The organism is Kluyvera fluvialis (assembly GCF_059725275.1).
Window position 1 is genome coordinate 24,922 of record NZ_AP046142.1, and the last position, 13,311, is coordinate 38,232.

The following is a 13,311-nucleotide window of genomic DNA, read 5'->3' on the forward strand; positions in this document are numbered from 1 at the left end:
AACGAATTGAGAGACAGACCCTGAATGACTCCTTCCATGCTGACTTCGACCCTACTAAAAACCGCGCTACCCGCCGCGGTGGTCGTCGTGCGTGTGGTGGTGGTCGTCGGCAATGCGCCGTAGGGTCAGGAACACACACGATTCCAAACCCCGCCGGCGCAAACCGAGCGGGGTTTTTAGTTTCTAGCCCCCTCGGATACGCGAGTGCTTCAAGTTGCAGCTCACGCATCTGCAACTTGCAGTACGACACGTAAAGCTGGCCCAGAATAAAAGGACTGGAGCATGGCAAGTTCGGGCACAACATCAAACACGACACGCTTTACCGGCGCGCAATTAATCGTTCATTTACTGGAACGTCAGGGGATCACTATGGTGACCGGCATCCCCGGCGGCACGGTACTTCCGCTGTACGACGCCTTAAGCCAAAGCACGCAAATTCGCCATATTCTGGCGCGACACGAGCAGGGCGCTGGGTTTATTGCACAAGGCATGGCGCGTACCCACGGCAAACCAGCGGTCTGTATGGCCTGTAGCGGCCCTGGCGCAACCAACCTGGTCACCGCGATTGCCGATGCGCGCCTCGATTCCATCCCACTGGTATGTATCACCGGTCAGGTGGCCTCCTCGTTAATCGGCACCGACGCATTCCAGGAAGTTGACACCTACGGCATCTCTATCCCCATCACTAAACACAACTACTTAGTCCGCAATATCAATGAATTACCTCAGGTTATCGCCGATGCCTTCCGCATTGCGCAGTCGGGCCGCCCTGGGCCGGTGTGGATAGACATTCCGAAGGATGTACAAACGGCGGAAATTGACATCAGCGAACTGCCTGAACCAGGAGGCCGCGCCGCCACACCGGAATTTAGCGCTGAGCGCGTGAGTGAAGCCGCCGCGATGATCAACGCCGCCCAGCGCCCGGTGCTCTATCTGGGGGGCGGGGTGATTAACACCCCGCAGCGCGTGCGCGAACTGGCTGAGAAAGCCAACCTGCCAACCACCATGACGCTGATGGCGCTGGGGATGCTGCCTAAAGCGCACCCGTTGTCGTTAGGAATGCTCGGTATGCACGGTGCGCGCAGTACCAACTTTATTCTGCAACAGTCTGATTTATTAATTGTTTTAGGCGCTCGTTTTGATGACCGGGCGACAGGTAAAGTCGCCGAGTTTTGCCCGAACGCGAAAATTATCCACGTTGATATCGACCGCGCTGAGCTGGGTAAAATCAAACAGGCACATGTGGCAATTCAGGCCGATGTTGATGACGTGCTGGCGCAACTGTTGCCGCAAATCGACGCGCAGCCACGCAATGAATGGCGCGGTAAAGTGGCGGAATTGCAGCAAGAATTCCCCTGCGCGATCCCGCCGGCGAGCGACCCGCTCAGCCATTATGGGCTGATTAACGCCGTTGCCGCGTGCGTTGACGATAACGCCATCATCACCACCGATGTGGGCCAGCATCAGATGTGGACGGCACAAGCCTACCCACTGAACCGCCCGCGTCAGTGGCTGACTTCCGGCGGCCTGGGCACGATGGGCTTCGGTCTGCCTGCGGCTATCGGCGCGGCGCTGGCAAACCCGGATAAAAAAGTGCTGTGCTTCTCCGGCGACGGCAGCCTGATGATGAACATTCAAGAGATGGCGACAGCCGCAGAAAACCAACTGGACGTTAAAATTATCCTGCTGAACAACCAGGCGCTGGGGTTGGTGCATCAACAACAAAGCCTGTTCTACCAGCAAGGGGTGTTTGCCGCCACCTATCCGGGCATGATTAACTTCATGCAAATTGCCGCCGGTTTCGGTCTGGAAACCTGTGATTTAAATAGTGAAACTGACCCACAGGCAGCATTACAGGCGATGATTAATCGCCCTGGCCCTGCGCTTATCCACGTGCGTATCGACGCCGACGAAAAAGTGTATCCGATGGTTCCGCCGGGTGCGGCAAATACAGAAATGGTGGGGGAATAAGCCATGCAACAGCAGACTCATGACAACGTAATTCTCGAACTCACCGTGCGCAACCATCCCGGCGTGATGACCCACGTTTGCGGCCTGTTTGCCCGCCGAGCCTTTAACGTCGAAGGCATTCTGTGCCTACCGATTCAGGGCAGCGACCACAGCCGCATTTGGCTATTGGTCAACGACGACCAGCGTCTGGAGCAGATGATGAGCCAAATCGACAAGCTGGAAGATGTCGTGAAAGTGGCGCGCAACCAGTCCGACCCGTCAATGTTTAACAAGATCACCGTCTTTTTTGAGTAACCCGCTCAAGGCTTGAACAGCAGGGCGCTTATCGTTAAGGTAAGCGCTTTTGCCGGATGGCGGCATAAATGCCTTATCCGGCCTACAACAGCACCCGCCCGTAGGCCTGATAAGCGCAGCGCCATCAGGCCTACCTTAGCGCCAGGATGAACTCATGATCACCGTTGCCCTTATCGACGACCACACTATCGTCCGCTCCGGCTTTGCCCAGTTGCTGGGGCTGGAACCTGATTTGCAGGTTGTGGCTGAGTTCGGCTCAGGCAGTGAGGCGCTGGCGGGATTACCGGGACGTGGTGTGCAGGTGTGTATCTGCGATATCTCGATGCCGGATATCTCAGGGCTGGAGCTACTGCACCAACTGCCGAAAGGCATGGCGACGATTATGTTATCCGTCCACGACAGCCCCGCGCTGGTGGAGCAGGCGCTCAACGCTGGCGCGCGTGGTTTCCTTTCTAAACGCTGTAGCCCTGATGAGCTGATCGCGGCGGTGCATACCGTGGCGACCGGCGGCTGTTATTTAACGCCAGATATTGCCGTGAAGCTGGCGGCTGGGCGTCAGGATCCGCTAACCAAACGCGAACGCCAGGTCGCGGAGAAGCTGGCGCAGGGCATGGCGGTGAAAGAGATTGCCGCCGAGTTAGGGTTGTCGCCAAAAACCGTGCACGTACACCGCGCTAACCTGATGGAAAAACTGGGCGTCAACAATGACGTCGAGCTGGCTCGACGGATGTTTGACGGCTGGCAATGAAAACCCTTTTCTCACGGCTAATCACCGTTCTCGCCTGCTTTTTTATCTTCTCCGCCGCATGGTTTTGCCTGTGGAGCATTAGCCTGCATCTGGTCGAGCGCCCGGATCTGGCGGTGCTGCTGTTCCCGTTTGGCCTGCGTCTGGGGCTAATGCTGCAATGCCCGCGCGGTTACTGGCCAGTACTGCTGGGCGCGGAATGGCTGCTGGTTTACTGGCTGGCGCAGGAAGTAGCGCTGGCGCATCTGCCACTTTTGATGATCGGCAGTTTTCTGACGCTGCTTCCGGTGACGCTGATTTCTCGCTATCGTCACCAGCGCGACTGGCGCACGCTGCTGTTGCAGGGCGCGGCGTTGACGGCGGCGGCGCTGCTGCAATCACTGCCGTGGCTGGGGCAAGGCGAAGAGGGATGGAATGCGCTGCTGCTTACCTTAACCGGCGGCTTGACGCTTGCGCCTGTTTGCCTGGTGTTCTGGCATTACCTCACCAGCACCACCTGGCTGCCGCTCGGCCCGGCGCTGGTTTCCCAACCGGTCAACTGGCGCGGTCGGCATCTGATTTGGTATCTGCTGCTGTTCTCCGTGAGCCTGTGGCTGCAACTGGGCTTGCCGGATGAACTCTCGCGCTTCACGCCATTTTGCCTGGCGCTGCCGATTATCGCCCTCGCCTGGCATTACGGCTGGCAGGGGGCGCTGATTGCCACCCTGATGAACGCCATCGCACTGATTGCCAGCCAAACCTGGCACGATCACCCCGTTGATTTACTGCTCTCATTGTTAGCGCAAAGCCTCACCGGGTTGCTACTGGGCGCGGGGATCCAACGCCTGCGCGAGCTTAACCAGTCGCTGCAAAGCGAGCTGGCGCGCAACCATCGCCTGGCAGAACGTTTGTTAGAAACCGAAGAGAGCGTGCGCCGCGATGTGGCGCGCGAGTTGCACGATGACATCGGTCAAACCATCACCGCCATTCGTACTCAGGCCGGAATTGTGCAGCGTCTGGCGGCTGATAACGGCGGCGTGAAGCAAAGCGGGCAGCTTATTGAACACCTGTCACTGGGCGTTTATGACTCCGTGCGCCGTCTGTTGGGCCGTTTACGTCCGCGCCAGTTAGACGACCTTTCGCTGGAGCAAGCCATTCGCTCGCTGATGCGCGAAATGGAGCTGGAAAGCCGTGGCATTATTAGCCATCTCGACTGGCAGATAGAGGAATCTGCGCTGAGCGAAAGTCAGCGTGTGACCCTGTTCCGCGTCTGCCAGGAAGGGCTGAACAACATTGTGAAACACGCCAATGCCAGCGCGGTCACCCTTCAGGGCTGGCAGCAGGATGAACGGCTGATGCTGGTGATGGAAGATGACGGCAGCGGCCTGCCGCCTGGGTCGAATCAACAAGGGTTTGGCCTCACCGGTATGCGTGAGCGCGTGACGGCGCTGGGCGGTTCGCTCACGATTTCCTGTATGCGTGGTACGCGCGTCAGTGTCTCTTTGCCTCTGCGTTACGCGTAAGGAACGGCGATGTTTGCATTTTTAAAAGCCCCGGCCAACGCGCCGCTTATCACTGATAAAAACGAGGTGGACGCCCGCTATCGCTACTGGCGGCGGCATATCCTGCTCACCATCTGGCTTGGCTATGCGCTGTTTTATTTCACCCGCAAAAGTTTCAACGCCGCCGTACCGGAAATCCTCGCCAGCGGCGTATTGAGCCTCAACGATATTGGCCTGCTGGCAACGCTGTTTTACATCACTTACGGCCTGTCGAAATTTGTCTCTGGCATCGTCAGCGACCGTTCCAACGCCCGCTATTTCATGGGTTTTGGCCTGATTGCCACAGGGCTTGTGAACATTTTGTTCGGCTTTTCAAATTCGCTCTGGGCGTTTGCGGTGCTGTGGGCGTTGAACGCTTTCTTCCAGGGCTGGGGCGCGCCGGTGTGCGCCCGCCTGCTCACCGCCTGGTATTCGCGTAATGAGCGCGGCGGCTGGTGGGCTATCTGGAATACCGCGCACAACGTCGGCGGGGCGCTTATCCCGATAGTGATGGCGGCGGCAGCGCTGCATTACGGCTGGCGCGCGGGGATGATGATCGCTGGTCTGCTGGCTATCGTGGTCGGGCTTTTCCTCTGCTGGCGGCTGCGCGACCGCCCGCAGGCCGTGGGATTACCGCCGGTAGGCGACTGGCAGCACGACGCGCTGGAAATCGCCCAACAGCAGGAAGGCGCGGGGCTAACGCGCCAAGAAATCCTCACCAAATACGTGCTGCTAAACCCGTATATCTGGCTGCTGTCGCTGTGTTATGTGCTGGTCTACGTAGTGCGCGCGGCCATTAACGATTGGGGCAATCTGTATATGTCCGAGACGCTCGGTGTGGATTTGGTGACTGCCAACACCGCCGTCACCATGTTCGAGCTGGGCGGGTTTATCGGCGCGCTGGTGGCGGGCTGGGGTTCCGACAAACTGTTCAACGGCAACCGTGGGCCGATGAACCTGATTTTTGCCGCCGGAATTTTGCTCTCCGTCGGCTCGCTGTGGCTGATGCCGTTCGCCAGCTACGTGATGCAGGCGGCGTGCTTCTTCACCACCGGTTTCTTCGTCTTTGGCCCACAAATGCTGATAGGCATGGCGGCGGCAGAGTGTTCGCACAAAGAGGCGGCGGGCGCGGCAACCGGCTTTGTCGGGCTGTTTGCTTATCTGGGGGCATCGCTTTCCGGATGGCCGCTGGCGAAGGTGATGGAAGTGTGGCACTGGACGGGGTTCTTTGTGGTGATCGCCATTGCCGCTGGGGTTTCCGCGCTACTGCTATTGCCGTTTTTAAACGCCCAGGCGCCGCGCGAAGCGTGACCCGCTTCACCTTTCTAAGCCGAATGGGCGAAAACTAGGAAATTTTCCCGGTTTCACCTGGACACTGTCTCAGGCCAGGCGGGCTGCTGATTTTTACAATACCGGCTATCACGCAGGTATAACAAATCAGGAGATACCCATGCTGGCCTTTCTAAACCAGGTGCGCAAGCCGACCCTGGACTTGCCGCTCGAAGAACGGCGCAAAATGTGGTTCAAACCGTTCATGCAGTCTTATCTGGTGGTCTTTATTGGCTACCTGACCATGTACTTGATCCGCAAGAACTTTAACATCGCGCAGAACGACATGATCTCCACCTACGGGTTGAGCATGACGCAGCTCGGGATGATTGGCCTGGGCTTCTCCATCACCTACGGTGTGGGTAAAACGCTGGTTTCCTACTACGCCGACGGCAAAAATACCAAGCAGTTCCTGCCGTTTATGCTGATCCTCTCCGCGATTTGTATGCTCGGCTTTAGCGCCAGCATGGGCGCGGGTTCAACCAGCCTGTTCCTGATGATTGCTTTCTACGCGCTGAGCGGTTTCTTCCAGAGTACCGGCGGCTCGTGCAGCTACTCCACCATCACCAAATGGACGCCGCGCCGTAAGCGTGGCTCGTACCTCGGCATGTGGAATATCTCCCACAACCTCGGCGGTGCGGGTGCGGCAGGCGTGGCGCTGTTTGGCGCAAACGTCCTGTTCGACGGTCACGTGATTGGCATGTTTATCTTCCCGTCGATTATCGCCCTGATTGTCGGTTTTATCGGCCTGCGTTTCGGCAGCGACTCCCCGGAATCCTACGGCCTGGGTAAAGCGGAAGAGCTGTTCGGCGAGGAGATCAGCGAAGAAGATAAAGAAACCGAAGAAAACGAGATGACCAAATGGCAAATCTTTGTTGAGTACGTACTGAAAAACAAAGTGATTTGGCTGCTGTGCTTCTCCAACATCTTCCTGTACGTGGTGCGCATTGGTATCGACCAGTGGTCTACCGTGTACGCTTTCCAGGAGCTGAAACTCTCTAAAGAGGTGGCGATTCAAGGGTTTACCCTATTTGAAGTGGGCGCGCTGGTGGGCACTCTGCTATGGGGCTGGCTCTCTGACCTCGCCAATGGCCGTCGTGCGCTGGTGGCGTGTGTCGCTTTGGCACTGATTATTGCTACGCTCGGTGTTTATCAACACGCCAGCAACCAGTACGTTTATCTGGCCTCGCTGTTCGCGCTTGGCTTCCTGGTGTTTGGCCCGCAGTTGTTAATCGGCGTGGCGGCAGTCGGTTTTGTTCCGAAAAAAGCGATCGGTGCAGCCGATGGTATCAAAGGCACGTTTGCTTATCTGATTGGCGACAGCTTCGCTAAGCTGGGTCTGGGGATGATTGCCGACGGTACGCCAATCTTCGGCCTCACCGGCTGGGCGGGAACCTTCGCCGCGCTGGACACCGCTGCTATCGGCTGTATCTGCCTGATGGCTATCGTGGCGGTATTTGAAGAACGTAAAATTCGCCGTGAGAAGAAACTGCAACAGTTAAAAATGGTGTAGGTGGGTTTGGTAACTTTGCCCGGCTCATGCCGGGCTTTTTTATGTCCGGCGAAAGCGTAGGTATCTGGAAGAATGCTCTACGTTTGAGTCACTTAACGGCAATTTGTGGATTTCATTAATCCCCGTGATGGAGCTAACGCACAGAATAGTGTCTCCGGTTATCGACAGCGCGTAAATTCCCATTATGATGTCGGGGTTTAGCAAAGATGAGAGCGTGCATGATCTGGTTGATTCTGGCCACCCTGGCGGTGGTATTTGTTGTCGGATTTCGGATCCTCACCTCGGGTTCTCGTCGGGCCATTCGTCGCCTGAGCGAGCGGCTGGCGATTACGCCAGAGCCGGTGGAGTCGATGATTGACCAGTTGGGAAAATCACAGGGCGAAGAGTATTTACGCTACCTGGAGCGCCCCAACGAAGCGCATTTGCAAAACGCGGCGCAAATCCTGCTTATCTGGCAGGTCTGCATTGTGGATGGCAGTGAAGCGAACATGCAACGCTGGCATCGGCTGTTGCAAAAAGCGCGCCTCGCCGCACCGATAACAGATGCGCAAATCCGCCTGGCGCTCAGTTTCCTGCGCGAACTGGAGCCGGATCCCAACGAGCTGAATGCCTTCCAGTATCGCTATAACGCCCTGTTTCATGACGAAAACGGCGTCCACTGGCTGCACTGAGTACTCTGTTTTACGGTGGAGATAGTTGCCAAAACGTTAAATACGTCACAATTAAAGTGCTACACTGCGCGACCTTTCCGCAAAACATCACGCAGGTAGCTAAATGAGTGAACATATCGAAGAAAAAACCCGCGCTGAGCCTGTTGCACGGCCTAACTGGTCGGCGGTTTTTGCCGTCGCATTCTGCGTCGCTTGCCTGATCACCGTCGAGTTTTTACCGGTCAGCCTACTGACACCGATGGCACAAGAGTTGGGCATTTCAGAAGGCGTTGCCGGACAATCGGTGACAGTCACCGCATTTGTTGCCATGTTCTCCAGCCTGTTTATTACCCAGGTTATCCGCGCCACCGATCGCCGCTATGTGGTGATTTTGTTTGCCGTGCTGCTGACGCTCTCCTGTCTGTTGGTTTCGTTTGCCCATTCGTTTGCTCTGCTGCTGGTGGGGCGCGCCTGTCTGGGGCTGGCGCTGGGCGGCTTCTGGGCAATGTCGGCGTCGTTAACAATGCGACTCGTCCCGGCGCGCACCGTGCCGAAAGCGCTGTCGGTGATTTTTGGTGCCGTGTCGATAGCCCTGGTGATAGCCGCACCGTTGGGCAGTTTTTTAGGCGGGATTATTGGCTGGCGTAACGTCTTTAATGCCGCTGCGGTGATGGGCGTGCTGTGTATCCTGTGGGTGATTAAGGCGCTGCCTTCGCTGCCCGGTGAACCCGCGCACCAGAAGCAAAACATGTTTAGCCTGTTGCAACGCCCTGGCGTTATGGCGGGGATGACGGCCATTTTTATGTCCTTTGCCGGGCAATTTGCGTTCTTCACTTACATTCGCCCAGTGTATATGAACCTCGCCGGTTTTGATGTCGATGGCCTAACGCTGGTTCTGCTGAGCTTTGGTATTGCCAGCTTTGTCGGCACGTCACTTTCTTCGGTTATCCTCAAACGCTCGGTCAAACTGGCGCTGGCCGGTGCGCCGTTGGTGCTGGCGTTAAGCGCGCTGGTGCTGGTGCTGTGGGGGAGCGACAAAATCGTGGCGTCAGGTATTGCGATTATCTGGGGGCTGGCGTTTGCGCTAGTGCCGGTGGGTTGGTCAACGTGGATAACTCGTTCACTGGCCGATCAGGCTGAAAAAGCCGGGTCGATTCAGGTCGCTGTTATTCAGCTTGCCAATACCTGCGGCGCAGCGATAGGCGGCCTGGCGTTAGACCGTTTAGGGCTGACCTCGCCGGTAATGCTGTCGGGAACGCTGATGTTACTGACGGCGTTGCTGGTGGCAACGAAAGTGAAAATAAGCCGCTAAACACCTTCTCCGGCCTATAAGGAACCTCCTGTAGGCCGGATAAGCGGGCAGATTTACGGGCGCTCGCCCTTCGCCAGACGCTGATTAATCTCAGCAATCACCTTCGGCAAGTCTGCCAGTGAATCCACTACATAATGCGCTCCGGCGGCATACAGCTTGCGGCTGGCATGTTCGCGACGAGTGGCTATTTCTTCTGCCGACATCGCCAGGTACTCGTCCCACGTCGCGCCAAATTCATTGCCAGACACCGCCAGCCCCACGCTCCACATACCGGCGTTAATGCCTTCCTCAATGCCTGGCGCGGAATCATCCACTTTCACGCAATGCGCGACGGAATCGATACCCAGCGCGATAACGTTTTGCAGCGCCATCCACGGCCCCGGACGCCCGCCTGCGGCAAGAAAATCGGTGGCAACCCAATTATCCGGCGCGTAGCCGTGGTCAGCGGCGGCGGGCGCAAGCCGTTCCATCACCGCGCGTGGGTAGCCAGAGCAAGAACCAATTTTGATGTTATCAGCGCGAAGTGCGGCGATTGTGTCGATAACACCGGCAATCGGTGCGGAAAAATCGACAACTTTGGCAATTTGCAGAGGCATAAACGCGGCGTAAATCGCGTCGATATCTGCGCTATTCATCGCCCGGCCAAATCGGGCCTGCCAGCGGGCGTCCACCGAGGGTAATTTCCCTAATGCTTCAATGTGTTGCCACTTGCCAAGCCCCATTGGGACGCGCGCTTCCGCTAGGGTGATTTCGACGTCAAATGCCTGGCGAAATGCTTCGACGAAAATCTGCGTCGGTGCGAAGGAACCAAAATCGACGGTTGTTCCGGCCCAGTCGAGGATGACAGCGTTAATACGGTTCATGGTGGCTCCTTATTTTGTCCAGTACATAGCATGGTTGATGGCGGTGAGCAGGGCGGTAATGTCGGCGTCGTACACCTCGCCAATGTTGCCAATGCGGAAGCAATCGCTCTGCGACACTTTGCCCGGATAGATAACAAACCCTTGTTCTTTCAGCAGGCTATAAAACTCTTTGAAGCGGTACTGCGGGTTTTTCGGTGAGTAGAATGCGGTAATGATCGGTGAATGCAGCGTATCGTCCAGCAGGGTGTCAAAGCCCAGCGCCCGCATACCGGCGACCAGTTTGCGCTGGTTTTGCTGGTAGCGCTGATGACGCGCCGCCACGCCGCCTTCTTCGGCGAGTTCTTTCAGCGCCTGCGCAAACGCCAGCACAGTGTGGGTTGGCGAAGTAAAGCGCCATTTGCCGTGGCTATCTTCCATGCAACGCCATTGAGCGTAGAGATCCAGCGACAGCGAGCGGGAGCGGCCCGCGCAGGCTGCCAGCTTTTCTTCACGGGCAATCACAAAGGCAAAGCCCGGTACGCCCTGAATGCATTTGTTGGCGGAGCTTATCAGGTAATCTATTCCCAGTTCGTTGATATCCATAGGGATACCGCCAAAACTGCTCATCGCATCGACAATGTACGTTTTACCGTAACGACGTGCCAGCGCGCCCACTTCGTCAATCGGGTTGAGCATTCCGGTGGTGGTTTCGCTGTGCACCATGGCAATATGGCTGATCGCCGCGTCGGCTTTGAGGATCGCTTCGATCTCATCGGCATCGGGGCGCGAGACTTCGCCGCAATCGTAGGCGTGATGGGCGATGCTCATCATCTGCGCCATCTCGACCATCCGCGCGCCGTAAGCGCCGTTGCTGATAATCAGCACTTTGTCCTGTGGGCCAATGACGCTGCCCAGCACCGCCTCAACGGCGTAGCTGCCGCTGCCTTGCAGCAGCACGGAGGTGTAGCCGCCAGCGGCAGTGGCCAGCGCGGTAAGCTGGCGGCGAATCTCCTCGACCACGCCAAGGTTGTAGTCATCATCCCAGGTACAGCTATCGAAAAGCATCGCTTCTTTCACGGTGCGTGAGGTGGTTAGTGGGCCTGGAGTCAGCAGCAGATAGTTACGCGAAGTCATGTTGTTTACCTTTGGTCTATACCAGATTTGTAATTATCATGACGATCTTTCCTGCAATGGGTCAAAGGGAAAATGAGGCTGCAACAAAAAATTCATCTGGATCTGTATAATGGCGACAGGAAAAACGGAAGCGAATGAGAATGAAATCTACCCCAGGCGATATCCCGCAATATTTGTTGATCAAGGCGCAACTTCAGGCGCGTATTCACAGCGGCGCATTGAAAAGCGGCGATAAGCTACCGTCTGAACGGGAACTGTGCGCTATTTTCAACACCACGCGTATCACCATTCGTGAAAGCCTGGCGCAGCTTGAGGCCAGCGGGCTTATCTGGCGCGCCGATCGTCGCGGCTGGTTTGTCACGCCCGAACGCCTGTGGCTCGATCCCACTCAAAACACCAACTTCCACAAGCTGTGCCGTGAACAAGGCCGCGAGCCAAAAACCACGCTGCTGAAAGGCGCGCTGACCACCGTACCGGTGGAGGTGATGGAGCCGCTGCAATTGCAGCCGTTTGATCAAATCTATCTGCTGACTCGCCTGCGCTACGCCGATGGTCGTGCGGTGTGTTACTGCGAAAACCACTGCCTGCCTGCACGAGTGCCGGAACTGCTGCAATACGATCTCAACGGCAGCCTGACCGAGGTTTATGAATCGCATTACAACCTTGTCTATACCAGTATGCATTTGTCGTTTTATCCTACTGCGATGCCCGCGCAAGCCGCACAGGCATTGGGGGTGATGGAAGGGCGTCCGGCGCTACTGCTACGCCGTCTTAACTACGATCAGCATGGGCGAGTGTTAGATTTGGATATTGAATACTGGCGTCACGACAGCCTGCGGATCGAGGTCGATACGCACTGAATCATGCTGTGCCGATCCGGCAATTATTCACCAGCGTCATTGTTTTGTCATAAAAGCCGTTTAGCGTAAAAAGCAAATCTGGTATAGGCCAGAAAACGCAACCTTCGCTATGAGGCAAATACGATGAAACTCTCCCGACTTGCTCTGCTGTCTGTTTTCGCTCTCGCCAGCGCCCCATCATGGGCGGAATCGGTGGTGACGGTTTACTCCATCGACGGCTTACACGACGGCGATAACAGTTGGTATCAGACGCAGTTTGATGCCTTCACCAAAGCAACGGGGATAACCGTGCGCTATGTGGAAGGCGGTGGCGGCGTAGTGGTCGAGCGTTTGGCAAAAGAGCGTACCAACCCGCAGGCCGATGTCTTAGTAACCGCGCCACCGTTCATTCAACGTGCCGCCGCCGAGAAACTGCTGGCGAACTTTACAAGCGATGCCGCCGCACAAATTCCAGACGCCAACGACGCTTATTCACCGCTGGTGAAGAACTATCTGAGCTTTATCTATAACGGCAAACTGCTGAAAACCGCCCCCGCAAGCTGGCAGGATTTGCTCGACGCGAAATTCAAAAACAAGCTGCAATACTCCACCCCAGGCCAGGCCGCTGACGGCACGGCGGTAATGCTGCAAGCCTTTCATAGTTTCGGTGACAAAGAGGCTGGTTTTGCTTATCTCGGCAAGCTACAGGCCAATAACGTCGGGCCTTCCGCCTCAACCGGCAAGCTGACCGCCCTGGTCAATAAAGGCGAACTGTACGTGGCTAACGGCGACCTGCAAATGAACCTCGCGCAAATGGAACGCAACCCGAACGTCAAAATCTTCTGGCCAGCGAACGCCCAGGGCGAACGCAGCGCGCTGGCGATCCCGTACGTGATTGGCTTAGTCCAGGGCGCACCGGAAAGCGAAAACGGCAAAAAACTGATTAACTTCCTGCTGAGTAAAGAGGCGCAAACCCGCGTCAGTGAACTCTCCTGGGGGATGCCAGTACGTAGTGACGTGACGCCGACGGATGCCCACTATCAGGCGGCGAAAACCGCGCTGGAAGGGGTAAAAAGCTGGCAGCCGAACTGGGATGACGTCGCCGTTTCTCTGTCGGCAGATATCGCCCGCTGGCACAACGTGACCGACAGCGAGTAAGCGC

The 13,311-nt window shown here is 56.8% G+C and carries 13 protein-coding genes and 1 pseudogene; 11 read left to right on the forward strand and 3 right to left on the reverse strand.

Annotated features, from left to right (window positions below):
• Nucleotides 1-24 precede the first annotated feature (24 nt).
• The 3 genes from ivbL to ilvN all read left to right on the forward strand — a co-directional run bounded on the left by ivbL (nt 25) and on the right by ilvN (nt 2,265).
• Nucleotides 25-123, forward strand: coding sequence for an ilvB operon leader peptide IvbL (gene ivbL / locus AC6I4B_RS00115; RefSeq protein ID WP_072011409.1), 99 nt, complete (start codon nt 25-27; stop codon nt 121-123).
• A 159-nt stretch (nt 124-282) separates the two neighbouring features.
• Nucleotides 283-1,971: an acetolactate synthase large subunit gene (gene ilvB, locus AC6I4B_RS00120; protein WP_497768582.1), complete on the forward strand. Its 1,689-nt coding sequence runs from the start codon at nt 283-285 to the stop codon at nt 1,969-1,971.
• A 3-nt stretch (nt 1,972-1,974) separates the two neighbouring features.
• Complete coding sequence (gene ilvN, locus AC6I4B_RS00125; RefSeq protein WP_497768584.1) at nt 1,975-2,265, forward strand: acetolactate synthase small subunit; 291 nt, start codon at nt 1,975-1,977, stop codon at nt 2,263-2,265.
• Here ilvN and AC6I4B_RS00130 read toward each other — a convergent pair.
• Nucleotides 2,230-2,394, reverse strand: a pseudogene (locus AC6I4B_RS00130) (hypothetical protein); the annotation flags it as partial. The gene ilvN and the pseudogene AC6I4B_RS00130 overlap by 36 nt on opposite strands.
• 25 nt (nt 2,395-2,419) lie before the next feature.
• On the opposite strand from AC6I4B_RS00130, the gene uhpA reads away from it, so the two are divergent.
• The 6 genes from uhpA to nepI all read left to right on the forward strand — a co-directional run bounded on the left by uhpA (nt 2,420) and on the right by nepI (nt 9,334).
• Nucleotides 2,420-3,013 (forward strand): response regulator transcription factor UhpA, encoded by a 594-nt coding sequence (gene uhpA / locus AC6I4B_RS00135; RefSeq protein ID WP_497768585.1) that lies wholly within the window; start codon nt 2,420-2,422, stop codon nt 3,011-3,013.
• Nucleotides 3,010-4,512: a signal transduction histidine-protein kinase/phosphatase UhpB gene (gene uhpB, locus AC6I4B_RS00140; protein ID WP_497768587.1), complete on the forward strand. Its 1,503-nt coding sequence runs from the start codon at nt 3,010-3,012 to the stop codon at nt 4,510-4,512. The genes uhpA and uhpB overlap by 4 nt, the downstream gene beginning before the upstream one ends.
• Nucleotides 4,513-4,521: 9 nt before the next feature.
• On the forward strand, nt 4,522-5,841 hold the full coding sequence (locus AC6I4B_RS00145) for an MFS transporter (protein ID WP_497768588.1): 1,320 nt from the start codon (nt 4,522-4,524) through the stop codon (nt 5,839-5,841).
• A 139-nt stretch (nt 5,842-5,980) separates the two neighbouring features.
• The gene (uhpT, locus tag AC6I4B_RS00150; protein ID WP_497768590.1) at nt 5,981-7,372 is read left to right on the forward strand and encodes a hexose-6-phosphate:phosphate antiporter UhpT; all 1,392 of its coding nucleotides are present in this window, start codon (nt 5,981-5,983) and stop codon (nt 7,370-7,372) included.
• 218 nt (nt 7,373-7,590) lie between these two features.
• Nucleotides 7,591-8,043 carry a DUF1198 domain-containing protein gene (locus tag AC6I4B_RS00155; RefSeq protein WP_497768591.1) on the forward strand — a complete coding sequence of 151 codons (453 nt, stop codon included), beginning with the start codon at nt 7,591-7,593 and terminating at the stop codon, nt 8,041-8,043.
• Between the two features lie 103 nt (nt 8,044-8,146).
• Nucleotides 8,147-9,334, forward strand: a complete 1,188-nt coding sequence (gene nepI, locus AC6I4B_RS00160) for a purine ribonucleoside efflux pump NepI (RefSeq protein ID WP_497768593.1) — start codon at nt 8,147-8,149, stop codon at nt 9,332-9,334.
• A gap of 53 nt (nt 9,335-9,387) precedes the next feature.
• Here the strand turns inward: nepI and phnX are convergent, their stop codons facing one another.
• Nucleotides 9,388-10,197 (reverse strand): phosphonoacetaldehyde hydrolase, encoded by an 810-nt coding sequence (gene phnX, locus AC6I4B_RS00165; protein ID WP_497768594.1) that lies wholly within the window; start codon nt 10,195-10,197, stop codon nt 9,388-9,390.
• A 9-nt stretch (nt 10,198-10,206) separates the two neighbouring features.
• The gene (gene phnW, locus AC6I4B_RS00170) at nt 10,207-11,310 is read right to left on the reverse strand and encodes a 2-aminoethylphosphonate--pyruvate transaminase (protein ID WP_497768596.1); all 1,104 of its coding nucleotides are present in this window, start codon (nt 11,308-11,310) and stop codon (nt 10,207-10,209) included.
• A 140-nt stretch (nt 11,311-11,450) separates the two neighbouring features.
• Between phnW and phnR the strand changes: the two genes are divergently transcribed.
• Together phnR and phnS are read left to right on the forward strand one after the other, a co-directional pair.
• Nucleotides 11,451-12,170, forward strand: coding sequence for a phosphonate utilization transcriptional regulator PhnR (gene phnR, locus AC6I4B_RS00175; RefSeq protein WP_497768597.1), 720 nt, complete (start codon nt 11,451-11,453; stop codon nt 12,168-12,170).
• A 123-nt stretch (nt 12,171-12,293) separates the two neighbouring features.
• A complete protein-coding gene (phnS, locus tag AC6I4B_RS00180) occupies nt 12,294-13,307 on the forward strand; it encodes a 2-aminoethylphosphonate ABC transporter substrate-binding protein (RefSeq protein WP_497768599.1) in 1,014 nt (337 codons plus the stop codon).
• The last annotated feature ends 4 nt before the right edge of the window (nt 13,308-13,311 follow it).

Excerpts from the sequence above, each read along its gene's own strand:
- uhpB (WP_497768587.1), top strand. The coding sequence starts at position 3,010 with ATGAAAACCCTTTTCTCACGGCTAATCACCGTTCTCGCCTGCTTTTTT.
- phnS (WP_497768599.1), top strand. The coding sequence starts at position 12,294 with ATGAAACTCTCCCGACTTGCTCTGCTGTCTGTTTTCGCTCTCGCCAGC.
- uhpA (WP_497768585.1), top strand. The coding sequence starts at position 2,420 with ATGATCACCGTTGCCCTTATCGACGACCACACTATCGTCCGCTCCGGC.
- nepI (WP_497768593.1), top strand. The coding sequence starts at position 8,147 with ATGAGTGAACATATCGAAGAAAAAACCCGCGCTGAGCCTGTTGCACGG.
- uhpT (WP_497768590.1), top strand. The coding sequence starts at position 5,981 with ATGCTGGCCTTTCTAAACCAGGTGCGCAAGCCGACCCTGGACTTGCCG.
- phnR (WP_497768597.1), top strand. The coding sequence starts at position 11,451 with ATGAAATCTACCCCAGGCGATATCCCGCAATATTTGTTGATCAAGGCG.
- ivbL (WP_072011409.1), top strand. The coding sequence starts at position 25 with ATGACTCCTTCCATGCTGACTTCGACCCTACTAAAAACCGCGCTACCC.
- ilvN (WP_497768584.1), top strand. The coding sequence starts at position 1,975 with ATGCAACAGCAGACTCATGACAACGTAATTCTCGAACTCACCGTGCGC.
- AC6I4B_RS00145 (WP_497768588.1), top strand. The coding sequence starts at position 4,522 with ATGTTTGCATTTTTAAAAGCCCCGGCCAACGCGCCGCTTATCACTGAT.
- phnW (WP_497768596.1), bottom strand. The coding sequence starts at position 11,310 with ATGACTTCGCGTAACTATCTGCTGCTGACTCCAGGCCCACTAACCACC.
- phnX (WP_497768594.1), bottom strand. The coding sequence starts at position 10,197 with ATGAACCGTATTAACGCTGTCATCCTCGACTGGGCCGGAACAACCGTC.
- ilvB (WP_497768582.1), top strand. The coding sequence starts at position 283 with ATGGCAAGTTCGGGCACAACATCAAACACGACACGCTTTACCGGCGCG.
- AC6I4B_RS00155 (WP_497768591.1), top strand. The coding sequence starts at position 7,591 with ATGATCTGGTTGATTCTGGCCACCCTGGCGGTGGTATTTGTTGTCGGA.